23 protein-coding genes are annotated in these 20,156 nt (G+C 61.3%); 17 read left to right on the forward strand and 6 right to left on the reverse strand.

Features of this window, described 5'->3' with window-relative positions:
• Positions 1-38: 38 nt before the first annotated feature.
• Positions 39-1,121, forward strand: coding sequence for a fatty acid desaturase (locus BJG93_RS34645; protein WP_231337723.1), 1,083 nt, complete (start codon positions 39-41; stop codon positions 1,119-1,121).
• A 9-nt stretch (positions 1,122-1,130) separates the two neighbouring features.
• Here the strand turns inward: BJG93_RS34645 and BJG93_RS34650 are convergent, their stop codons facing one another.
• From BJG93_RS34650 to BJG93_RS34660, 3 genes are all read right to left on the reverse strand, one after another.
• Positions 1,131-1,643, reverse strand: coding sequence for an ankyrin repeat domain-containing protein (locus BJG93_RS34650; RefSeq protein WP_071336685.1), 513 nt, complete (start codon positions 1,641-1,643; stop codon positions 1,131-1,133).
• Positions 1,644-1,719: 76 nt separating this feature from the next.
• Positions 1,720-2,328: a hypothetical protein gene (locus tag BJG93_RS34655; RefSeq protein ID WP_027196574.1), complete on the reverse strand. Its 609-nt coding sequence runs from the start codon at positions 2,326-2,328 to the stop codon at positions 1,720-1,722.
• 36 nt (positions 2,329-2,364) lie between these two features.
• Positions 2,365-2,784: a group II truncated hemoglobin gene (locus BJG93_RS34660; protein ID WP_071336662.1), complete on the reverse strand. Its 420-nt coding sequence runs from the start codon at positions 2,782-2,784 to the stop codon at positions 2,365-2,367.
• A gap of 379 nt (positions 2,785-3,163) precedes the next feature.
• Here BJG93_RS34660 and nifH point away from each other — a divergent pair, with 379 nt between their 5' ends.
• From nifH to BJG93_RS34745, 16 genes are all read left to right on the forward strand, one after another.
• Complete coding sequence (gene nifH / locus BJG93_RS34665; protein ID WP_071336661.1) at positions 3,164-4,045, forward strand: nitrogenase iron protein; 882 nt, start codon at positions 3,164-3,166, stop codon at positions 4,043-4,045.
• A gap of 103 nt (positions 4,046-4,148) precedes the next feature.
• The gene (nifD, locus tag BJG93_RS34670) at positions 4,149-5,612 is read left to right on the forward strand and encodes a nitrogenase molybdenum-iron protein alpha chain (protein WP_231337724.1); all 1,464 of its coding nucleotides are present in this window, start codon (positions 4,149-4,151) and stop codon (positions 5,610-5,612) included.
• A 62-nt stretch (positions 5,613-5,674) separates the two neighbouring features.
• Complete coding sequence (gene nifK / locus BJG93_RS34675) at positions 5,675-7,234, forward strand: nitrogenase molybdenum-iron protein subunit beta (RefSeq protein WP_231337725.1); 1,560 nt, start codon at positions 5,675-5,677, stop codon at positions 7,232-7,234.
• 480 nt (positions 7,235-7,714) lie between these two features.
• Positions 7,715-8,398, forward strand: a complete 684-nt coding sequence (locus tag BJG93_RS34685; RefSeq protein WP_231337726.1) for a hypothetical protein — start codon at positions 7,715-7,717, stop codon at positions 8,396-8,398.
• A complete protein-coding gene (locus BJG93_RS34690; RefSeq protein WP_231337727.1) occupies positions 8,316-9,122 on the forward strand; it encodes an AAA family ATPase in 807 nt (268 codons plus the stop codon). The genes BJG93_RS34685 and BJG93_RS34690 overlap by 83 nt, the downstream gene beginning before the upstream one ends.
• Positions 9,123-9,453: 331 nt before the next feature.
• The gene (locus BJG93_RS34695) at positions 9,454-9,615 is read left to right on the forward strand and encodes a hypothetical protein (RefSeq protein WP_231337728.1); all 162 of its coding nucleotides are present in this window, start codon (positions 9,454-9,456) and stop codon (positions 9,613-9,615) included.
• 500 nt (positions 9,616-10,115) lie between these two features.
• Entirely contained in the window at positions 10,116-11,573 is a 1,458-nt protein-coding gene (nifE, locus tag BJG93_RS34700; RefSeq protein ID WP_231337740.1) for a nitrogenase iron-molybdenum cofactor biosynthesis protein NifE, read from the forward strand.
• 50 nt (positions 11,574-11,623) lie between these two features.
• A complete protein-coding gene (gene nifN, locus BJG93_RS34705; protein ID WP_231337729.1) occupies positions 11,624-13,015 on the forward strand; it encodes a nitrogenase iron-molybdenum cofactor biosynthesis protein NifN in 1,392 nt (463 codons plus the stop codon).
• Between the two features lie 22 nt (positions 13,016-13,037).
• Positions 13,038-13,451 carry a nitrogen fixation protein NifX gene (nifX, locus tag BJG93_RS34710; RefSeq protein ID WP_027193739.1) on the forward strand — a complete coding sequence of 138 codons (414 nt, stop codon included), beginning with the start codon at positions 13,038-13,040 and terminating at the stop codon, positions 13,449-13,451.
• Entirely contained in the window at positions 13,444-13,929 is a 486-nt protein-coding gene (locus BJG93_RS34715; RefSeq protein WP_231337730.1) for a NifX-associated nitrogen fixation protein, read from the forward strand. The genes nifX and BJG93_RS34715 overlap by 8 nt, the downstream gene beginning before the upstream one ends.
• A 24-nt stretch (positions 13,930-13,953) precedes the next feature.
• Positions 13,954-14,154, forward strand: coding sequence for a CCE_0567 family metalloprotein (locus BJG93_RS34720; RefSeq protein WP_018423155.1), 201 nt, complete (start codon positions 13,954-13,956; stop codon positions 14,152-14,154).
• A gap of 25 nt (positions 14,155-14,179) precedes the next feature.
• Positions 14,180-14,491 carry a ferredoxin III, nif-specific gene (gene fdxB / locus BJG93_RS34725; RefSeq protein ID WP_027193737.1) on the forward strand — a complete coding sequence of 104 codons (312 nt, stop codon included), beginning with the start codon at positions 14,180-14,182 and terminating at the stop codon, positions 14,489-14,491.
• A gap of 11 nt (positions 14,492-14,502) precedes the next feature.
• Entirely contained in the window at positions 14,503-15,063 is a 561-nt protein-coding gene (locus BJG93_RS34730; RefSeq protein WP_027196569.1) for a nitrogen fixation protein NifQ, read from the forward strand.
• A 297-nt stretch (positions 15,064-15,360) separates the two neighbouring features.
• The gene (locus tag BJG93_RS34735; protein WP_407675375.1) at positions 15,361-15,864 is read left to right on the forward strand and encodes a globin family protein; all 504 of its coding nucleotides are present in this window, start codon (positions 15,361-15,363) and stop codon (positions 15,862-15,864) included.
• A gap of 53 nt (positions 15,865-15,917) precedes the next feature.
• A complete protein-coding gene (locus BJG93_RS34740) occupies positions 15,918-16,409 on the forward strand; it encodes a DUF2325 domain-containing protein (protein ID WP_231337731.1) in 492 nt (163 codons plus the stop codon).
• Positions 16,410-16,488: 79 nt separating this feature from the next.
• Positions 16,489-16,773, forward strand: coding sequence for a hypothetical protein (locus BJG93_RS34745; protein ID WP_027196567.1), 285 nt, complete (start codon positions 16,489-16,491; stop codon positions 16,771-16,773).
• Positions 16,774-16,817: 44 nt separating this feature from the next.
• On the opposite strand, the gene BJG93_RS34750 is transcribed toward BJG93_RS34745, so the two are convergent.
• From BJG93_RS34750 to nodC, 3 genes are all read right to left on the reverse strand, one after another.
• On the reverse strand, positions 16,818-17,606 hold the full coding sequence (locus tag BJG93_RS34750) for an ABC transporter permease (protein WP_071336793.1): 789 nt from the start codon (positions 17,604-17,606) through the stop codon (positions 16,818-16,820).
• Positions 17,607-17,609: 3 nt separating this feature from the next.
• Positions 17,610-18,524, reverse strand: coding sequence for a nodulation factor ABC transporter ATP-binding protein NodI (gene nodI, locus BJG93_RS34755; RefSeq protein ID WP_071336792.1), 915 nt, complete (start codon positions 18,522-18,524; stop codon positions 17,610-17,612).
• Positions 18,525-18,795: 271 nt separating this feature from the next.
• Positions 18,796-20,154 carry a chitooligosaccharide synthase NodC gene (gene nodC, locus BJG93_RS34760; RefSeq protein WP_071336791.1) on the reverse strand — a complete coding sequence of 453 codons (1,359 nt, stop codon included), beginning with the start codon at positions 20,152-20,154 and terminating at the stop codon, positions 18,796-18,798.
• Positions 20,155-20,156: the final 2 nt, after the last annotated feature.

Below are 20,156 nucleotides of genomic sequence, written 5' to 3' on the forward strand. Positions count from 1 at the left end.
CGTAGTGTTGTGCTGCACCGTTCTACCGGTCTTTCTTCATGAACAGTCCGAATCACCCTGTTCCCGCCAATGAGCAATTGCCCCATCGCAAGGTCATCCGCTCGTGGCTGACACCGTTCGCCGAACGCCGCACCGCCTACGCGCTTCTGCTGCTCGTGTTCGACTACGTTTTGCTATTGTGTGCGCTCGCCGCGAGCGTGTTCGCGCACAGGTTCATGCTGAAGACCGTATTCGGATGCATGGCGGGCTTCGTCATCGGACGGCTCTTCGTCATCGGTCACGACGCATGTCATGAGAGCCTGACCCGGCACCGCACGCTTAACCGCTGGCTGGGCCGGATCGCCTTCCTGCCGTCGCTCACGCCTTACAGCCTGTGGCAAGTGGGTCACAACGTGGTGCATCACGGCTACACGAACCTGAAAGGCGTCGATTTTGTGTGGGCACCGCTGACGATCCAAGAATATCGCGCCTTGAGTGGGCCACGGCGCGCACTGGAACGTATGTATCGCAGCGGCTGGGCGCCCGGTCTCTACTACATGATCGAAATTTGGTGGACGAAGATGTTTTTCCCGTCGCGGGCCGCAATGCCGACGCGGCGCCCCGTGTTCTTCCGTGACTGCACGCTGGTATCGGTGTTCGCACTGCTGTGGATCGGCGCGCTCGCGTGGATCGCTCGCGCGACGCAGCGGGGGGTGGTCCCGTCAATCGCATGCGGGTTCGGGGTGCCGTTCCTGTTCTGGTGCGCGATGGTGGGTTTCGTCGTGTACGCGCACCACACGCATCCGCAAATCCGCTGGTACGACGATCGCGCGAAATGGGGGCGTTCGGATCCGTTCGTATCTACGACGGTGCACTTGACCTTTCGCTGGCGTTTTGGCGCGCTGTTTCATCACATCATGGAGCACACCGCGCATCACGTCGACATGAGTCTCCCTCTATACGGGCTCGTCGGTGCTCAGCGAACCCTCGAAGCGATGCTTCCGGAACGGATCGTCGTGCAGCGGTTTTCGTGGCGTTGGTACTTCGACACCGCACGAGGCTGCAAACTATACGATTTTTCGACTGATCAGTGGACCGATTTCGCTGGTCGCGCGACGTACGTTCCTCTTAAGACTCGCTAACAAAGCCTGTCATCCGAAAGCAAGCAGCAGTTGCAGCCCGAGGTCGGCTGCCATGTCGAGCGCGCTGCGGCCATCCGGTGCGCACAGTTCTGCGTTCGCCCCATGCGCAAGCAGCGTGTGCAGGACGTCGAGGCGACCGCTCGCGGCTGCCTGCATCAGGCATGTGATGTCTTCGTCGTTCACATAGTCGATCGGCGCGCCGGCGTCGATCAGCCGCAGGATGGTCGCGGGGCCGCCGTGCAGGCACGCGAACCAGAGCGCATGGTTGCCGTCGTCATCGAGCGCGTCGGCGCGTGCGCCGAGTTCGAGCAACGCTTCGACGACCGCGTCCTCGCCATGCTGCGCGGCGCGCATCAACGGGGTTTCGCCGTTCACGCAGCGCGAATGCGGATCAGGGAAGCCGTGGTACTCCAGCCAAGTGGAAAGTGCGGCGGGCGCGATCGTTTCGAGTTGTGCATCGGCGTTCCGGACAACGCGTGAGGCCAGGCGTTCGCGGACGACGAAAGCAGTGTCGGTGTGCATGATCATGGTCGCGTTCGGGTGCAAGGGAACATCGGTTGGCGCAGCCGCGCGGGCGGCAGCCGTCGGGACCCGCGCCTCAGACGGGCCGGTTCTCGTTGGGGTTGCGCACCGGCCCCATCAATTCAAGTCCTTCGCGGTAGCTGATCATGTCGAAGGTCACGTCGAACTTGATGGCCGCGTCCGCTACCGCATCCAGCTTGCCGCCTGAGTCCTTTTTCTTCAATTCGTTCTTTTCGAGGTACAGCAGTTCGAGCATCTCGTTGTAGACGGTGGACTCGAGAATCGGCAGCACATAGAACATCGCGCCCTTGTACGGCACCTGATATCGCTTGCTCAGGTCGATGTTGTCGCAAAACAGAAAGTACTTGCCATCCGCCGAGAGCGTGTCGCTGAGTACCTCGGCCACATCCTTCAGATGCTCGAAGCTCAACAGATACCCGGCGAAGAACGGCAAGTGCTTATGTCCGATCGTCGCGCATGCCATCACCTGATCGCAGGTCAGCTCAGGAGGCCGCGCTTCGTCGGCGAGCTTTGAGGCAAACCGCAGCGCAAGTTCGCCGCGGAAGCCGACCCGGCCGGACTTGTTCGTCAGCCCCTTGAGAACCGGATTGAGCAGACGGCCTTCGTGTTCGAGACGGGCGAACGCGGTGTCGTCGATCTCCTTGTGGGCGAGCGTTTCGGTCATCACAGATCCTTGGGTTAAACAGCGTTGAAGAGGAATTCACGTCTGCGCATTTCGCATCCGGTCGGCGATTTTGAAAAAGGCCTGCATCAGTTCGTCGCGCAGCGCCGGATCGACACCCGTCTCGTCGAACGCGGCGCGCATGCAAGCTAGCCACGCATCCCGTTCGGCGGTGCCGATCGCGAATGTGGCATGACGCCTGCGCAGCCGTGGTTGGCCGCGCGGTGCCGAGTACTGCTTGTCGGCGCCGAGCCATTCGCACAGATACAGCACCAGCACGGCCTTCGTCGAAGACAGGTCCGGGTGATGCATCGCCCGAATGCGCTGCGCGTCGGCCCGCGTATCCATGTGCCGATAGAACGCATCGACCAGGCGGATGACGGCGGTCTCGCCGCCTAGACGGTCGAAGTGTGTCTCGCGCGGCACGGGTCGAGAAGGTTGGGTGGCTGGTGAGTCCATGGCGCGATCAACGCAATAACCGAACCAGGCCGCAACCCGGCGATTGTCCGGCTGCACGCAGGCCAATGCGACAGAAATCGCACGACAACCGCGCCCGAATGGTTTCATTGGCGACGAAGTTCGCGTGGTTTGTCGCGAAATCGACAAGACAGAACAGGAGTCCGAAAAAGTCCCGAACCAACCGCCGCAGCGCGGCGGGTCGGACGCGTCGCAGTACCGCCGGTGACGTGGCACAGAAGCTGCGTTTGGAGTCCATCGCGGACACAGGTCCGGCCGATGCGTGACTCGATATAAGAAGACCCATACAGGCACGACAGGCTGACATGGTCGCGGTTACGCAACCCTGGTTTCAACCCTTCTTCCTGAATGGAGAAATGCAATGTCTAAGCTTCGGCAAATCGCTTTCTACGGTAAGGGCGGTATCGGCAAGTCGACCACCTCGCAGAACACCCTGGCAGCCCTGACTGAACTCGGGCAGAAGATCCTGATCGTCGGCTGCGATCCCAAGGCGGACTCTACCCGCCTGATCCTGCATGCAAAGGCACAGGACACCATTCTGTCGCTAGCGGCCGAAGCCGGCTCGGTGGAGGACCTCGAACTCGAGGACGTGATGAAGATCGGTTACCGCAACATCCGTTGCGTGGAGTCCGGCGGTCCGGAACCGGGCGTCGGCTGCGCGGGCCGTGGCGTCATCACGTCGATCAACTTCCTCGAAGAAAACGGCGCCTATGACGGCGTGGACTACGTGTCGTACGACGTGCTCGGCGACGTGGTGTGCGGCGGTTTCGCAATGCCGATTCGTGAGAACAAGGCGCAGGAAATCTACATTGTGATGTCGGGCGAAATGATGGCCATGTATGCGGCCAACAACATTTCAAAGGGCATTCTGAAGTACGCGAACAGCGGCGGTGTGCGGATCGGCGGGCTCGTGTGCAACGAGCGTCAGACCGACAAGGAACTCGAACTCGCCGAAGCGCTGGCGAAGATGCTCGGTTCGAAGCTGATCCACTTCGTGCCGCGCGATAACATCGTGCAGCACGCCGAGCTGCGCCGCATGACGGTGATCGAGTTCGCGCCCGAATCCAAACAGGCGGAAGAGTATCGCCAGCTCGCCACCAAGGTGCACAACAACGCGGGCAACGGCACGATCCCGACGCCGATCACGATGGATCAACTGGAAGACCTGTTAATGGAGCACGGGATCATGACGTCCATCGACGAATCGCAAGTCGGCAAGCCTGCAGCCGAACTGATCGCCTAAGCGAGCGCCGCTGCGCGCGGCCCGGTGTTCTTCTGCACGCGATGAACCGGGCCGTGCCGGTTACCCGCTGCCAGGCTTGATACTCACCCTATGGAGCATTCCCATGAGCGTCACTGTTGAAGAGCGCAAGGCCGCGAACAAGGCCCTGATCGATGAAGTGCTGAAGGCCTATCCGGAGAAGATGGCCAAACGGCGCGCCAAGCATTTGGGCACCTTCGATGACGGCAAGCCCGACTGTGGCGTGAAATCAAACATCAAGTCATTGCCGGGTGTGATGACGATTCGCGGTTGCGCGTACGCCGGCTCGAAGGGCGTGGTCTGGGGGCCCATCAAGGACATGATCCACATCAGTCATGGTCCGGTCGGTTGCGGCCAGTACTCGTGGGGCGCGCGTCGCAACTACTACATCGGCACTACCGGTATCGACACCTTCGTGACGATGCAGTTCACGTCAGACTTTCAGGAAAAGGACATCGTCTTCGGCGGCGACAAGAAGCTCGACAAGATCATCGACGAGCTTCAGGAACTGTTTCCGCTGAACAAGGGCATCTCGATCCAGAGTGAATGCCCGATCGGCCTGATCGGCGACGACATCGAGGCCGTCTCGAAGAAGAAGAGTGTCCAGTATGAAGGGCACACCATTTTGCCGGTGCGCTGCGAAGGTTTTCGCGGCGTCAGCCAGTCGCTGGGCCACCATCTCGCTAACGATGCGATTCGAGACTGGATATTCGACAGGGCCGATCCGGACAAGAGGCCTGAATTTGTTTCGACGCCTTACGATGTTGCGATCATCGGCGATTACAACATCGGCGGCGATGCTTGGTCGAGCCGGATTCTGCTCGAAGAGATCGGCCTGCGCGTGATCGCGCAATGGTCGGGCGACGGCTCGATCGCCGAGCTCGAGAACACGCCTAAGGCCAAGCTCAATTTGCTGCATTGCTACCGCTCGATGAACTATATCAGCCGGCACATGGAAGAGAAGTACCGCATTCCGTGGGTGGAATACAACTTCTTCGGCCCGTCGATGATCGAGAAGAGCCTGCGCGAGATCGCCAGCCACTTCGACGACACCATCAAAGCCAACGCGGAGAGGGTGATCGCCAAGTATCGTCCGCTGGTCGATGCGGTGAACGCGAAGTTCAGAGCGCGCCTGCAGGACAAGACCGTGATGCTGTTCGTTGGCGGCCTGCGTCCGCGCCACGTGATCGGCGCCTACGAGGACCTCGGCATGAACGTGGTCGGCACCGGCTACGAATTCGGCCACAACGACGACTATCAGCGCACCACGCACTACGTGAAGGACGGCACACTGATTTACGACGACGTGACCGGCTACGAGTTCGAGAGGTTCGTCGAACAGGTCCAGCCCGATCTGGTCGGTTCCGGCATCAAGGAAAAGTACGTATTCCAGAAGATGGGCGTGCCGTTTCGCCAGATGCACAGCTGGGACTATTCCGGTCCATATCACGGTTACGACGGCTACGCCATTTTCGCGCGCGACATGGACATGGCCATTTCCAGCCCGGTATGGGGGCTCGCCAAGGCGCCCTGGAAGGCAACCCCCTAAGCGCCGGCCACCGCACTGATCGCCGGCCGGAAGGCCTTTGAATTGAATATCAGGAGCATCCCGTGCCCCAATCCGCAGACCAGATTCTCGATCAGGAACTCCTGTTCCGTGAGCCCGAATACCAGAAAATTTTCCAGGCGAAAAAGGAAAATTTCGAGTTCAACCATTCAGACGAGCAGGTCAAGCAGATCGTCGAGTGGACCAAGAGCGAAGACTACCGGCAAAAGAACTTTGCACGCGACTCGCTCACCATCAACCCAGCCAAGGCCTGCCAGCCGCTCGGCGCAGTGTACGTGGCCAACGGCTTTCACAAGACGCTCAGTTTTGTGCATGGCTCGCAGGGCTGTGTAGCGTTTTACCGCTCGCACTTCTCGCGTCACTTCAAGGAGCCGACCTCATGCGTCAGCTCGTCGATGACCGAGGACGCGGCGGTGTTCGGCGGCACGAACAACATGATCGACGGGCTCGCAAATGCGTACAACCTGTACAAACCCGACATGATCGCGGTCTCCACGACCTGCATGGCGGAAGTGATCGGCGATGACCTCGACGCGCTCATCAAGAACAGCAAGCAGAAGGGCAGCGTGCCGGAAGACTATGACGTGCCGTTCGCGCACACGCCGGCCTTCGTCGGCAGCCACGTGACCGGCTACGACAACGCGCTCCTCGGCATCCTCAAGCACTTCTGGGACGGCAAGGCCGGCACAGCGATGCCGCTTGAGCGCGTGCCCGACGACAGCGTCAACTTCATCGGCGGCTTCGACGGCTACGTGGTCGGCAACATGAAGGAAATTCGCCGCATCTTCGATCTGTTCGGCGTGACGGTGAACATCATCTGCGACCCATCCGAAACCTGGAATACGCCGACCGACGGCAAGTTCCGGATGTACGAAGGCGGCACGACCAAGGAGGAAGTCGAGCGCGCGTTGAACGCGAAGGCGACCTTCGTGTTCCAGGAATACTGCTGCGAGAAGACCAGTAAGTTCATTGGCGAGCATGGCCAGGAAGTGGTGGTGCTGAACTCGCCGGTTGGCGTCGCGGGCACCGATCAGTTCCTGATGGAAATCTCGCGCGTGACCGGCAAGTCGATTCCGGCGCAACTGGAGAAGGAGCGAGGCCAGCTCGTCGATGCGATGGCCGACAGTCAGGCCCACCTGCACGGCAAGCGCTTTGCACTCTACGGCGACCCGGACCAGATGCTAGGCTACACGCAGTTCTTGCTGGAACTCGGCGCCGAGCCGGCTCACGTGCTGGCGACCAACGGCAACGAAACCTGGGCTGCGAAGGTGCAGGCGCTGTTCGACGCGTCGCCCTACGGCGCCGGCTGCAAGGTGTATCCGAAACGCGATCTGTGGCACATGCGCTCACTGCTGTTTACCGAGCCGGTGGATTTCCTGATCGGCAACACCTACGGCAAATATCTCGAGCGCGATACCAAAACGCCGCTGATACGCATGGTGTTCCCGATCTTCGATCGCCACCATTACCATCGCTTCCCGACCTGGGGCTATGAAGGTGGGTTGCGGGTGCTGGTCACGCTGCTGGACGAGTTCTTCGAAGCGCTCGACGCCAACACGATTGACGTGGCGAAGACCGACTACAGCTACGACATCATTCGCTGACGAGGAGAGCGCGGCTATGGCAGACACAGCGGATGTATCGGGCGCGGCAGACGCAGCTCTGGTCAAGATGACGCAGGACGGCCATAACGTCGAGGTCATCAACGACTAGGTTTGCCTGGCCGGTGTGGGCGAGGCCGACCACCTCGTCCCGCTGCCCGAACACCGGAACTCGCAGATGATCGCCCACGGGCTGCCCGGGGGCCCGCGCATGTGGCCGGCCGGTTGCCATTGACGCACGAGGAGATTGCGATTGCACAGCGTGCGATGTCGGCGGCTCGACGGCAGTTCGACGCGAGCCCGGCGGGCATCGCGCCGCGGTTACCTCGTGCGGTGTGGGCGAAGATTGCGGCGGAGGGTGTCGAGTAGCGGGGCACCGCTGAAAACGAAATTGCTGCGCTGCATGTAGCTAGCTGTAGCGACTCGTTGTTGCGCGTTCGCATCGGTACTTGGCGCCGCCATCTAATGTCAAGGAGTCCGTTCATGAACCAGTTCACCGATATTGATCACAAGAACCTTGACCCGGTAAGGCAGCAATTTGCATGGGAAGCGCTAGCTGCGCATTTTGATGATCGGTCCCCGGAAGAGCTCACCTCCTCGCAGCGGCAGTTTCCCCATCACACGCGCCCCGAGCTTCAACAGACGCTCTCCCGCCTGCTGACGCCGTTCGCTCCGCGCCTTCTCGGCCTCAATCAGGTTCATGAGCGGTTTCCGTTGACAATTTCCTCGCTGTTTGTGCAGAGTACCGGCCCGATGTCTACCACGGTGTCCCTTGCTCCTGTGAAATACCGGGATGTCGATGTCGGAGAAGAAACACCGGTCGCGGTACTCGACAACGGCTTGTGGCTGATCACCGATGGCGAGCTGAGAGCCGCTGTGCTGTTCGAGCAGCACATGGAAGGAATGAACACGTCTATCGCGAGCGTGGAGATTGTCAGTCTGCCCAACGCGCGCGGGCTGGCCTTCGGCAGCGAGGTGTATGCGGGGGCTGGAGCAGGCAATTCGCGAGTCCCGTCTGTACCGGGGCAAGGTTCTTTCCCTCGAGGTAACCGAGGATTATTCAGGCCAGCCCCGCAGCATCGTCGTGCACCGTCTGCCTGCCGTGGAGCGTCAGGACGTCATCCTGTCACCGCAAACCATGGAGCTGCTGGATCGCAATATTTTTGAATTCGCACGCACCAGAGAAGGATTAAAGATATTACGCCAGTCGTTGCAAAAGGGTGTCCTGCTGTACGGGCCGCCCGGAACGGGCAAAACCCATACGATCAAGTACCTCGCCAGCAATCTGCCAGCGCATACCACCCTTCTGATCAGCGCCAATCAAGTGGGGCAACTCGACAACTATATGCTGCTGGCCCGGTTGCTACAGCCAAGCATGGTGGTCATCGAGGACGTCGATCTGATCGGGAGACATCGCACCGAGATGCGCGGCCCGAAGGAAGAGAGTCTGCTCAACCGCTTGCTCAACGAAATGGACGGACTTCACCAGGACGCCGAGATCCTGTTCGTGCTTACCACCAACCGGCCGGAGGAAATCGAGGAGGCGCTCGCGGCCCGTCCAGGCCGGGTTGATCAGGCCATTGAAATACCGGCACCTGATGCGGATTGCCGGGCGCGCCTGCTCCGGCTCTACGGTTCGAGGATGAGCATCCCGGCAGACGTCGCAGCGTTTGCAGTGGAGCGGACTGAAGGCGTCAGCGCTGCATTCATCAAGGAACTGGTGCGCCGGTTGGCCCAGCAAAGTATTGCGCGTAAGGCACAGGGCGAAGTGAGCATGGAGGATGCTGAAAACGCGTTGCAGGACATGCGGGTGCGCAGCGGATACCTGAGTCAGGCGCTCCTTGGCGGCGCACCCGCACGGGAAAAAACCGCAAGTACGAATCGTGGGTGACCGGTGCTTCTGAGCGTTGCAGGGAACGAGGGGTCCGGTCCGGAAGAATGGTCGGAAAGGGCCGGCGGCCCATATGCCGCCCCTGACTCACCATTTCATCTGCTGGCTACCGGCGTGCCCGTCGAGCATTCTCACTGATTGTGGATCCTGGCCGATGTTATCGAGCCGTTCTCAGTTAACGTGACCCCGCTCTCACTTAATGTGGACCTGGACGCGCCGATATTCTCAGCCAATGTAATCCCAAAAAGGCGCTGTTATCGGGCCTTGGAGATTTATGTTATCGAGCCGCTACAGCTAGCCTGCGTGACGAACCTCAGCGAGGGAGCGGGGCATGATCTATGTAGTCGAGCAGTCTGACTCAGTGCCGCTGCGTGTGTGGTTCGCCTACGACGACTTTGAGCGCGAGGTGGCGGCGTCCGACCCGTTGAGCCTCGCGGAGATCAATGACGAGGTAACGCCGCGCAAACTGCTCGCGCTGGTCGACGACGACTGAGCCGCCCAGCGGGGCAGGCGGCGCGAATGGCGCATACACACTGGAAGAGCGTTCGGGATATGCGCACAGGCGCGCTCGGTGCATTGCTCGAACGCGTACCGGCCGAGATCAGGCCTGAGCGCTTCGAGCGCTTGCTGGAAGTCTGTCTCTGCGACTTTGCGGCGTATCCCGGTCATGGTAGACGGACTACGCGAAAGCTCCACGGAGGCGCCGCGCGCTGACTGCTTACCTGGCGGTTCGCGAACCCTTGAGGCCGGATGCGTTGCTGGAGGCGCGCGCGAATGCGATCGCACGGGTCCTGCTCAATACGGAACGGCAAGGCAGGCAGTGAACGTGTGTTGTCGTTTTCTGTGTCGCGAACCGTCTGTCGCAAACCGTTCAAACTCGCCATGACGATGCGCGCGAGCGACTGCTTCAGCGCCAATTGGCACGTCTCCAAGGCGTTTCCCGGTGGTATGGAACTTGCCACTAGAGAAACGTCCATCCATCAGGAGCACGTCATGTCTGCTTCGCTCAATGCCCAAATCGCCGAAGTTTTCGACGAGCCGGGTTGCGACAAGAATCAAGGCAAGAGCGAGAAGGAACGCAAAAGGGGCTGCACGAAGCAGCTTTCGCCGGGTTCGGCCGCAGGCGGGTGCGCGTTCGACGGCGCGAAGATCGCTTTGCAGCCGGTGGTGGACGTCGCACACCTCGTGCACGGGCCGATTGCTTGTGAAGGTAACTCGTGGGACAACCGGCACGCCGCTTCGTCCGGTCCGCAACTCTATCGCACGGGCTTCACCACCGATATCAACGAACTCGACGTGGTGTACGGCGGCGAGAAGCGCCTGTTCAGGAGCGTGCGCGAAATCATCGAGAAATACGATCCGCCCGCAGTGTTCGTCTACCAGACCTGCGTCACTGCGCTGATCGGCGACGACATCGAGGCAGTCTGCAAGCGCGCCACCGAACAATTTTGCAAGCCGGTGATTCCGGTCATTTCCCCCGGTTTCGCGGGGCCGAAGAATCTGGGCAACAAGCTTGGCGGCGAGGCGATCCTCAACTATGTGATCGGCACGCGCGAGCCCGAGTTCACGACGCCGTATGACATCAACGTCATTGGCGAATACAACCTGTCGGGCGAACTTTGGCAGACCAAGCCCCTGCTCGACGCGCTGGGCATCCGTATCCTCTCGTGCATCTCCGGCGACGGGCGCTACAACGAGATCGCAAGTTCGCATCGCGCCAAGGTCAACATGATGGTCTGCTCGAAGTCGATGATCAACATCGCGACAAAGATGCAGCGGCGCTACGGCATCCCTTACTTCGAGGGCTCGTTCTATGGCATCGGCGACATGAGCAACACGCTGCGCCATATCGCCAGCCTGCTCGTGCAGCAGGGCGCACCGGACGATCTGCTCGAGCGGACCGAGCGCCTGATCGCCGTCGAGGAAGCGCGCGCGTGGGAGCGCATCGCGCACTACAAAGCGCGCCTTACCGGCAAGCGGGTGTTGCTCATCACAGGTGGCGTGAAGTCTTGGTCGGTGGTTTCCGCGCTGCAGGAAGCGGGGCTCGAAATCGTCGGTACCAGCGTCAAGAAGAGCACTAAGGAAGACAAGGACAAGATCAAGGAGATCATGGGCGACGACGCCCGCATGATCGACAGCATGACTCCGCGCGAGATGTACGCGATGCTCAGGGACGCGCGGGCCGACATCATGCTGTCGGGTGGCCGCTCACAGTTCGTCGCACTGAAGGCCCGCATACCGTGGCTCGACATCAATCAGGAACGCCACCACCCTTATGGCGGCTACGAGGGGATCGTCGAGCTGGTGCATGAGATCGACCGCGCGATCTACAACCCGGTATGGCAACAGGTGCGGATCCCTGCTCCGTGGGGCGACGACGGGGGAGCGCTCGGTGTGGTCCAAGCGGAAGCCGCGCGCCCGCCGTCGAGCGCCCCGGTGTGGGGGCGATGAGCCTCGAACCCGGTATACCGACCTGACGCCCCCGAACTCGAGAACATGCCATGGCCGATGTCGTCGAATCTATGAAAGCCTGTGCGGTCAATCCGCTCAAGATGAGCCAGCCGCTGGGCGCGAGCCTCGCGTTCCTTGGGCTCGATGCCTGCATGCCCGTGATGCACGGCTCGCAGGGCTGCACGTCGTTCGGCCTCGTGCTGCTGGTGCGCCACTTCAGGGAGGCGATCCCGCTGCAGACGACAGCCATGGACGAAGTCACCGCGGTGCTCGGCGGCTATGAGAACATCGAGGCCGCGCTGCTCAACATCCGCAAGCGCGCTGCGCCGAAGGTCATCGCGATCTGTTCAACAGGTCTCACCGAGACCGAGGGCGACGACGTGGCCGGCTATCTCGTTACCGTGCGCAAGCGCAAGCCCGAACTCAACGACACTGAGATCGTCCATGTGTCGACCCCCGACTATGTCGGCGCATTCGAAGACGGCTACCGGCATGCGATTACCGGCATCGTCAACGCGCTGGTCAAGGCGTTGCCAACGGTGGCCAATCAGGTGACGCTGCTGCCCGGCAGCCATCTGTCGCCTGGCGACATCGACGAACTGCGCGAGATCATCGAAGCGTTCGGCTTCGATGTCATTGTGCTGCCCGACATTTCCGGCTCGCTCGACGGCCATATCGCGCCGGACTGGCGCGGCACCACACTGGGCGGTACCACGCTCGCGGAGATCCGGGCCGCGGGTGCATCGGCATTTACGATCGGCGTGGGCGAGCAGACGCGCGACGGCGCGGAGGCATTGCATGCTATCGCCGGCACACCGTTCGAAGTGTTCGGGCGGCTCACCGGACTGGAACCCAACGATCGTCTGCTGCAATTGCTCGCGCAGCGCTCCGGACGACCTGTTCCCGCGAAATACCGGCGTCAGCGCAGCCAATTGCTCGATGCGATGCTAGACGGCCATTTCTACACTGGAGGCATCAAGGTCGCGATCGGCGCAGAGCCCGATCTGCTGTTCGCGGTCGGCAGCATGCTGCACGAGATGGGCGCGCAGTTGCGCTGCTGCATCAGCACGACGCGATCGCCCGCGCACGCGTTGCTGCCCGCTGATCAGGTCGTGATCGGCGATCTCGAAGACATGGAGCGCTCCGCGGCGGACTGCGACCTGCTGATCACGCATTCGCACGGCAGGCAGATGGCCGAGCACCTACAAAAGCCGCTCTTCCGGATCGGTTTTCCGGTCTTCGACCGGGTTGGGAACTCACATCGACGCTACGTCGGCTACCGCGGCACGATGAACCTGATCTTCGAGATCGCCAACCTGATGATCGAACGGATTCCGCATCACGATCCGGCCGACTGGCCGCTGCCGCAGGCCGCTATCGATATGGCCGCGCGCGATCCGGCGCGGGAAGCGAACATTCCTGTCGTCGCGGCCGGTGCTTGACCCACCTAAAGGAGCACACAGCATGAAGATCGCCTTCGCCACCCAGGACAGGCAGTTCGTCGATGCGCATTTTGGCTGGGCGAGGAGCATCGTCACCTACAACGTCACACCGGACGGCTACCAGTTCGTCGAGGCGTTCGACTTTGGTGGCAAGCTCGAAGAGGACGGCGACGAGGACAAGCTCGTGCCCAAGCTCGAAGCCGTCAAGGATTGCGCGATCCTGTACGTCGCCGCAATCGGCGGCTCGGCCGCGGCGCGAGTGGTCGCGCTGAAGATTCACCCGATCAAGGTGCCGCGGCCCGAGTCCATCGAGGAGACTCTCGGCAAGTTGCAACAGGTGCTGAAGGGCACGCCGCCGCCGTGGCTGCGCAAGGCGCTGGTGAAGGGTGGCGAGCGTGTATACGACTTTGAAGACGATGAGGTATCCCATGGCTGAATCATCCGCAATTCCGTCCAAGGCCAGCGATGAAATGCTGCTGGTCGCACCGTTTGTGCAGCAGCTCGTCAGGCAGTTGCGCGCGCAGGACGCCCGCGGCGTGTGGGACGGAAAGACCGACCTGCAACTGCTCAAGCCGTACATCCACACGCCGGAGGAACGCCGCGCGATTCCGATCATGGGCGACCCCGACCCCGAAACGCTGTGGCGGCTCGAGCTTTTCTATAGCGCGATTGCGGTGGCGATCGAGCGTGAGACCGGCCAAATGGTTTCGCCGATGATGAAGGTGAGCCACGAGGGCTTCGGGCGCATGGTGTTGCTCGCGGGGCGGCTCGTTGTCGTCAACAAGCAGTTGCGCGACGTACACCGGTTCGGCTTCGCTTCGCTGGAGAAGCTCGCCGAGGCGGGCGCAAAGCTTCTTGACGAAGCGGTCGAGGTGATCCGGAGGTACCCCGCCGTCGCACAGTACGGAGCATGAAGGAATCGTGAGGGGACCGAGACGATGAGCACCGATGCCGATGAACTCAAGGCGCACCTGAAGAAACTCAACGCGCAAGCGACCCAGGCGAAGTTGGACCTGCACGACCTCTCAGAGGAACTCCCGACCAACTGGGAGAACATTCTCGCTGTCGCCCAGCGCTGTCATGACGCCCACGCCGCGCTGATGGCAGCCCGCAAGGCTGCCGCTGAGGCAGCTGCCTGAACCAGCGAAGCCACGGAGCCACATCATGAGCGATACCTTCAGCGTTACGCTGCCGAGCGGCGCCACCTGGACGCCGACCTTCGTCAACAGGCTCGACGAAGAAAAATGCATTGGTTGCGGACGTTGTTTCCGTGTCTGTCCGCGTGGCGTGCTGCAACTCGTCGGGCTTAACGAGGACGGCGCGCACATCGCACTGGACGGCGACGACGAAGACGAAGACGACGAGTACGAGAAGAAGGTGATGACTATCGTGCATCGGGAACTGTGCGTCGGCTGCACCGCGTGCGCGAAGATCTGCCCGAAAAAGTGCTACACGCACGCCGCGGCCGTTCTCTGAGCGATGCCGCGATGAACGCCTATGCAACCCTGATGGCGTGCGCGGTGGAAGCGGGCGATCCCACCGTGCTAGCACTGGCCGGCGTGCTATCGAGCGGGTTCGAGCACCACGGCGTCGATGTGCTGCCGATGCCCGGACTGGACGCCGACCAGACGCGCCGAATGCTCGCGCGCTGGTTCCCGGGTGCCGGGCCGGCGCTCGGTCTTACGTGCGTCTTGTCGCCCGCCACGATGCCGCGTGACGACGAACTGGAAGACCTGGTGGCGTTGCTCAATCACCATGCCGATCCGCGCGCCGGCCCGGCAGACGAGGCGAACTGCGTGGCCCATGCATTGGCCTGCGCGAGCCTCGGGCAAAACCACCTTTGGCAAGACCTGCTTCTGCCGTCGCGGCGCGAGTTGTCAGCATTGATCAGCCACTGGTTTCCGCGGCTGGCCGCGAAGAATACGCATGGCATGAAGTGGAAGAAGTTCTTCTACAAGCAACTGTGCGAGCGCGAGGGCCTGGTCATCTGCAAGACGCCGAGTTGTGGCGTCTGTTCTGACCATCCGCTTTGCTTTGGCGCGGAGTAGCAAAAATGCCCGGCCCGCGCCCCCCGTTGAGCAGGTGCGTCGCCGGTCCGCCTTGCCGGGCTTCTTCGGTAGATTCACAGTGAGAAAGCGCGGGACCTGCTAAAGCATGCTCATCGTTATCTATTCAGGCATCCAACCGAGAAATCGCACCACAAACCTTACATACCTATGGATTCGTTCCAACCTGCTGCGTCTCCGGGGCCCCGCCCTCGCTATACACCCTGCACCCGGGCCTGCTACCTGACGCTGCAATGGCCCGTTGCGGAGTCGCAGCAGCAAGGGCCGCGCGCCCGGGCATTGCCGCCCGCTTGCGTGCCCGCGCTGCCGCAACCGCCGCACCGGCTACTCGCGATCTGCGACGAAGCGGGGTTGCGCGATCTGGCGCTGTGCCAGTTGCAGCGGCTCAGGCTTATGCTGCTGTTTGCACGCGTCGGTCACCGCTTCAAGTGCGTCGCGTCGCAGGTGGCCGACTTCGTGGTCGAGTCCTGCGGCAGGCTGCTGTATTACGGCGAGCGGCATGCGCATCTGCAGGCGGGCTCCAAGCCGCCGTTGCTGCTTGACGAAGAGGGCCGCGAACCCTGGCTGGTTCAACTTTGGTATGCGTTCGACGACGTCGGTTTCCCGCCCGCGCTGCGCGCCGACTTCTGGGGCTGGGCGAAGCCGCTGTCCGAGCATTGGCTGGCGCCGCACGCGCGTCATGCCGGCCCGACGCGCTACACGTACGACACGGTGCGTAGCTGGTTTCTCACTCCGGCAGCGGGCGAACGGCTTGCGGGCCATGCCACGAGGCGCTCGCCATGAGACCCATGCCGCCTGCCGTTGCCGTAACGGTGCGATCCGAAGCGCAGCCCGTCATGAATCAGAACCGCGGCACATGCGTTCCCGACAGCAGTGCGAGCCTGTCGCAGGAGCGCACGCGGGCACATGTCGCGAGCCTGCAGCACGAGTTGTTCGCGGTTGAGCAGGCGCTGCTCGACGACCGCGCATTGAGCGGGCGTCGATGGGTTTATGTGGGCGGGCGGCCAAGCATCAACGCCGTGCTGCGTGCGCTGGTGGATGCGGCGGGAGGCGAGTTCGTTCATCACACCGGGACCATCGACGACGATAGCCGTGCCGAAGGCTTCGAGGCTTTGCTCTCAGGCGCCTACCGGGTGCTGTGCCCATTGGATCTGATCGACCCGGACTCGCTGGTCGCGCCGCGGCGGTTGTGCGCGCGTCACCGCGCGCCGTGGTCCGCTTTGCGTTCGTCGAGCGTGACGAGCTTCATCGCGGGCGTGTTCCGGGCTCGGCCTGCCCAGCGGCGCGGCGTGGTCGCAGCGTCGCGCTTCTGCCTGAGGCATGGCTGACGTCGTCAAGACTTTACGTACCGCGAGATGTGGGCGCAAAACTTGCCTTTGACGTGGTCTTTCCACGAGAGGGCCTGCCATGTCGGATTCCGCACAACGCTACGGCCTTTTCCTCAACGTCGAGAACCCCGACGGCGACGCGCGCGATGCGCTGACGCAAGCGGTGCGTAACGCGCCGGCCGCCCGAACGTTCGGCTACCACGAGGTGTGGCTCGCCGAGCATAACTACAGGTCGTACGCGAACAGCAGCGCGCTGGCGCTGCTGTTCGCCCACATCGCGGCTCGTTTCCGTTGCCATATCGGGCTGCGGGGATATTGTCGGCGCATGAGTCGCGTGCGCGGATGCACGAAGCGTTCGCGTTGATACGACATGGTGTTTTCCCACTCATTCGTACTGGCCATAGCAGATTAAGACATGAGGCGTCGACGTAACAGCGCCACTGACAGGAAGAACGGCAACACCGTGCAAATGCAGAGAGCGCCAATATGCAGGGCAACATAGCTCACCGGGCGTCCGAGCATCGGGGGACGGATAAGGTCGACGGAATGTGCCAGCGGTAAGAAGCGCGCTACGTCACAAAAAACGGCAGGTAGCTTACTGATCGGGAAGATCACGCCGCTCAGGAGCACCATGGGCGTGAGAACGAGCGTTTGATAGAACACGAAGTAATCGTGACTGGGTGCAAGCGCCGCGAGGATCATCGCCAGACTCGCGAAGGCGAGGCCAGTCAGGGCGATGGCAGGCGATGCGTAGAGAATGGATGACCACGCTGCATAACCCAGCACGGTGGCTACCACCATGACGGCAATGCCGGCAAAAAAAGCCCTGGTGGCGGCCCATGCCAGTTCACCGAGAACGATATCGCCGAGCGTGAGCTGTGTACAGAGGATCGCTTCCCACATGCGCTGAACATGCATGCGAGAGAAGGCTGCGTAAATCGTTTCGAAGGTCGCGGCGGTCATTGCGCTCGTCGCGACCATACCCGCCGCGAGAAACGCGATATAAGATGCGCCATCGACGCGACCTACCATTATCCCGAAACCAAAGCCGAGGCCGAACAGATAAATCATAGGATCGGCAAGGTTACCGAGAATCGAGGCAAACGCGACTTTTTTCCATGCCAGATAGTTGTGGCGCCACACTGCAACCCAGTTCCACAGGTTCGCGGGCAGGGCCGCTGCATAAAACTCTCTCATCGTTCACTCCTTCATCCCGCGCCCGGTTAGCTGCAAAAAGACATCCTCGAGATTTGCTGGGCGCTGTAAAAGGCGCAGCGCCGTGCGCCCGCGCAACTGTATGCACACCCGTTCCGGATCGGACACATAGCAGAAGAGGGTCTCACCACTGACCTCGATACGCTGCGCGTGCGGCGCGATCAACGTGCGCAGCTCATGCGGATTGCCGCCGTGGATCTCGATCACGTGGCTCCCGATCTGTTCTGCGATCAGCGCGCGAGGCCCGCCTTCGGCGATCTTTCGACCCTCCGCCAGCACACACAGTCGGTCGCACAACCGCTCGGCCTCTTCCATGAAATGGGTGGTCAAGAGGATCGTGGTGCCGCGCGCCAGCAGGGAACGCAGCCGTTCCCAGATCAGGTGGCGAGCATGCGGGTCGAGACCCGTTGTTGGCTCGTCCATGACCAACAACTGTGGATCGTTGATCAGCGCGCGAGCCAGCATTAGCCGCCGCTTCATGCCGCCGGATAGCTCGGTGACGCGCGCATTGACCTTGCTTTCGAGGCGGGCGAATTCGAGCAGCGATGGCACGACCGCTTCAATTTCACGTGTGCTCATGCCAAAGTAGCGGCCAAACACCAGAAGGTTCTCGCGCACGGTGAACCCGGGCTCGAGGTTGTCGAATTGCGGCACTACGCCAATGCGCATACGTGCCGAGCGAGCGCGAGCCGGCACTGGCTCCCCGAGCACGATGATCTTGCCTGCGTCGGGCGGCGCCATGCCGAGAACCATACGCACCGTCGTGCTCTTGCCCGCGCCATTTGGCCCTAGCAGGCCGAAGCACTCTCCAGGCGCGACGCTGAACGATAATCCGTCGACTACGATCTTGTTGCCATATGACTTCCTTACGCTAGCGAAGCTGATTGCTGCCTTGGACATGGGGATAAGAAGGAAAATTACGCGCTCGTCTTGGAGAAAAAGAAGCAGTTCTGCTGCCGCGGCCCGATTGAAAACGCCCTGTCCGATAGAAGATCCTTACCTGCTGCGGAATAGTTACTCACAATGGAGTACCAGTACTCCGGTGAATGCACTCGCGTTCGGAAGGCGCCAATTGAGCCATTGCGTGAGACGATCGCACTCAAGCGGGCCGCTGCCGATGGTGCGCGGTTCTGGGTTGGCGCAAGGGTCGAGGTCCTATATGTACGATTAACTAATTGCCATCGAATGCTTCGTCAGACGTTGCTAACGTTGAGGACTCACACGCGTGATCCGGTCGACGGTGCGGAGTCGCAAGTCTTGACGCTGAAGTCATGATCGGCTTCGTAACCGGATCCGGAGTATCGGGCTGTTTTTCTCGAACGTTCGATACGTTGCCTGAAGAGCCACGGGACAGCCAATCGCTATTGCTCAATGTGCACAGCGCATAGGCTTTCAGCGGGAGCAAGAGAAAGAGGTTAATGGGTGTGTGAAAAGAAAAGCCAAGAAATCGAATCTGGCGAGCGCGAACCGATGCCACGCTACAGCGGATCATCGTCAATGATGCGATTATCAGGGCAGTCCACCACGGCACTGTCGCTGTTAATGCGAGCTGCGCGAGCGCCGCTAGAAGCGATAAGGCGAGAAATAGCGAGCCCACATTCAGTCCGATCACGTCCAGCGTAAGGTAGCGATGGAGACAGGGCAGCAGGCGCAGCGAAAGCAACGTGTCCCGATAAGTACTGCGCGCCCAGCGCAGTTGTTGGCGCAGATACGCCCCCAGTCTGTCCGGAACCACTGTCGCCGCAATGGCGTCCGGAACGTACTCGGTCCGATAACCTGCGGTCAGCATGAGAATCGTGAGATGGCGGTCCTCGCCGAAGTCGCTCGGTTTCCCGCGAAAAAACTGCGTCTCGTACTGGTCTAATAGCAAAAGAAGCACGGACCGTCGGTACATGGTACACGGACCGCAGCAACACATAACAGCGCCGAAGCGAGCCTGTGCCGCGCGTTCTTCGTTGCAAGCCAACCAGTACTCCATATCGATCAGGCGGGTCAGCCAAGTGTCGCTCCGGTTGCTGGCCGTCAACTGCCCCATGGCGGCGCCTATCGTCGTGTCTCGCATTGTCAATACGAGCTTCTTGACGACATCGGGCGCCAGCGTCGTGTCCGAGTCGACGTTGAGTACCAGTTCCCCGGATGAAGAGCGTATCGCGGCGATCTGTGCCTTGCGCTTTCCCATATTTTGGGGAAGCGTAATGAAGTTGAATCTCGGGTCGCGTGTGTACGCATCGTATACCGGCCTCACGGCGTCGAGATTCGCAGAACCATCATCAACCACATAGACCCGCAGTTTTCCGGCGTAGTCCTGGTTTGCAATGGACTCCAGGCACGCCGAGAGTGTGCGCGGTTGCTCGTTAAAGCACGGCACGATGACGTCCACGTCCGGCAGAAAGTTGGAGTCGGCGGCATTGGGCGACTTCGGCGGAGCACTCGTGGGTAGGCCATGGAGGGCCTGTGCGCTTTTGTAAACAGTCGAGAGTAGTGCATACAATAAAACCGGGGCAGTGCTGATTGTGGCAATGGCATTCATAG

Source organism: Paraburkholderia sprentiae WSM5005 (assembly GCF_001865575.2).
Taxonomy (GTDB): domain Bacteria; phylum Pseudomonadota; class Gammaproteobacteria; order Burkholderiales; family Burkholderiaceae; genus Paraburkholderia; species Paraburkholderia sprentiae.

What these genes read in the sequence shown, in the direction of transcription:
- BJG93_RS34695 (WP_231337728.1), top strand. Translation starts at nt 9,454, where the DNA reads ATGATCTATGTAGTCGAGCAGTCTGACTCAGTGCCGCTGCGTGTGTGG.
- BJG93_RS34730 (WP_027196569.1), top strand. Translation starts at nt 14,503, where the DNA reads ATGAACGCCTATGCAACCCTGATGGCGTGCGCGGTGGAAGCGGGCGAT.
- nifX (WP_027193739.1), top strand. Translation starts at nt 13,038, where the DNA reads ATGAAGATCGCCTTCGCCACCCAGGACAGGCAGTTCGTCGATGCGCAT.
- nifN (WP_231337729.1), top strand. Translation starts at nt 11,624, where the DNA reads ATGGCCGATGTCGTCGAATCTATGAAAGCCTGTGCGGTCAATCCGCTC.
- BJG93_RS34715 (WP_231337730.1), top strand. Translation starts at nt 13,444, where the DNA reads ATGGCTGAATCATCCGCAATTCCGTCCAAGGCCAGCGATGAAATGCTG.
- BJG93_RS34685 (WP_231337726.1), top strand. Translation starts at nt 7,715, where the DNA reads ATGAACCAGTTCACCGATATTGATCACAAGAACCTTGACCCGGTAAGG.
- BJG93_RS34650 (WP_071336685.1), bottom strand. Translation starts at nt 1,643, where the DNA reads ATGCACACCGACACTGCTTTCGTCGTCCGCGAACGCCTGGCCTCACGC.
- BJG93_RS34660 (WP_071336662.1), bottom strand. Translation starts at nt 2,784, where the DNA reads ATGGACTCACCAGCCACCCAACCTTCTCGACCCGTGCCGCGCGAGACA.
- nifD (WP_231337724.1), top strand. Translation starts at nt 4,149, where the DNA reads ATGAGCGTCACTGTTGAAGAGCGCAAGGCCGCGAACAAGGCCCTGATC.
- BJG93_RS34655 (WP_027196574.1), bottom strand. Translation starts at nt 2,328, where the DNA reads ATGACCGAAACGCTCGCCCACAAGGAGATCGACGACACCGCGTTCGCC.
- BJG93_RS34745 (WP_027196567.1), top strand. Translation starts at nt 16,489, where the DNA reads ATGTCGGATTCCGCACAACGCTACGGCCTTTTCCTCAACGTCGAGAAC.
- fdxB (WP_027193737.1), top strand. Translation starts at nt 14,180, where the DNA reads ATGAGCGATACCTTCAGCGTTACGCTGCCGAGCGGCGCCACCTGGACG.
- nifH (WP_071336661.1), top strand. Translation starts at nt 3,164, where the DNA reads ATGTCTAAGCTTCGGCAAATCGCTTTCTACGGTAAGGGCGGTATCGGC.
- nodI (WP_071336792.1), bottom strand. Translation starts at nt 18,524, where the DNA reads ATGTCCAAGGCAGCAATCAGCTTCGCTAGCGTAAGGAAGTCATATGGC.
- nifE (WP_231337740.1), top strand. Translation starts at nt 10,116, where the DNA reads ATGTCTGCTTCGCTCAATGCCCAAATCGCCGAAGTTTTCGACGAGCCG.
- BJG93_RS34645 (WP_231337723.1), top strand. Translation starts at nt 39, where the DNA reads ATGAACAGTCCGAATCACCCTGTTCCCGCCAATGAGCAATTGCCCCAT.
- BJG93_RS34720 (WP_018423155.1), top strand. Translation starts at nt 13,954, where the DNA reads ATGAGCACCGATGCCGATGAACTCAAGGCGCACCTGAAGAAACTCAAC.
- BJG93_RS34750 (WP_071336793.1), bottom strand. Translation starts at nt 17,606, where the DNA reads ATGAGAGAGTTTTATGCAGCGGCCCTGCCCGCGAACCTGTGGAACTGG.
- nodC (WP_071336791.1), bottom strand. Translation starts at nt 20,154, where the DNA reads ATGAATGCCATTGCCACAATCAGCACTGCCCCGGTTTTATTGTATGCA.
- BJG93_RS34740 (WP_231337731.1), top strand. Translation starts at nt 15,918, where the DNA reads ATGAATCAGAACCGCGGCACATGCGTTCCCGACAGCAGTGCGAGCCTG.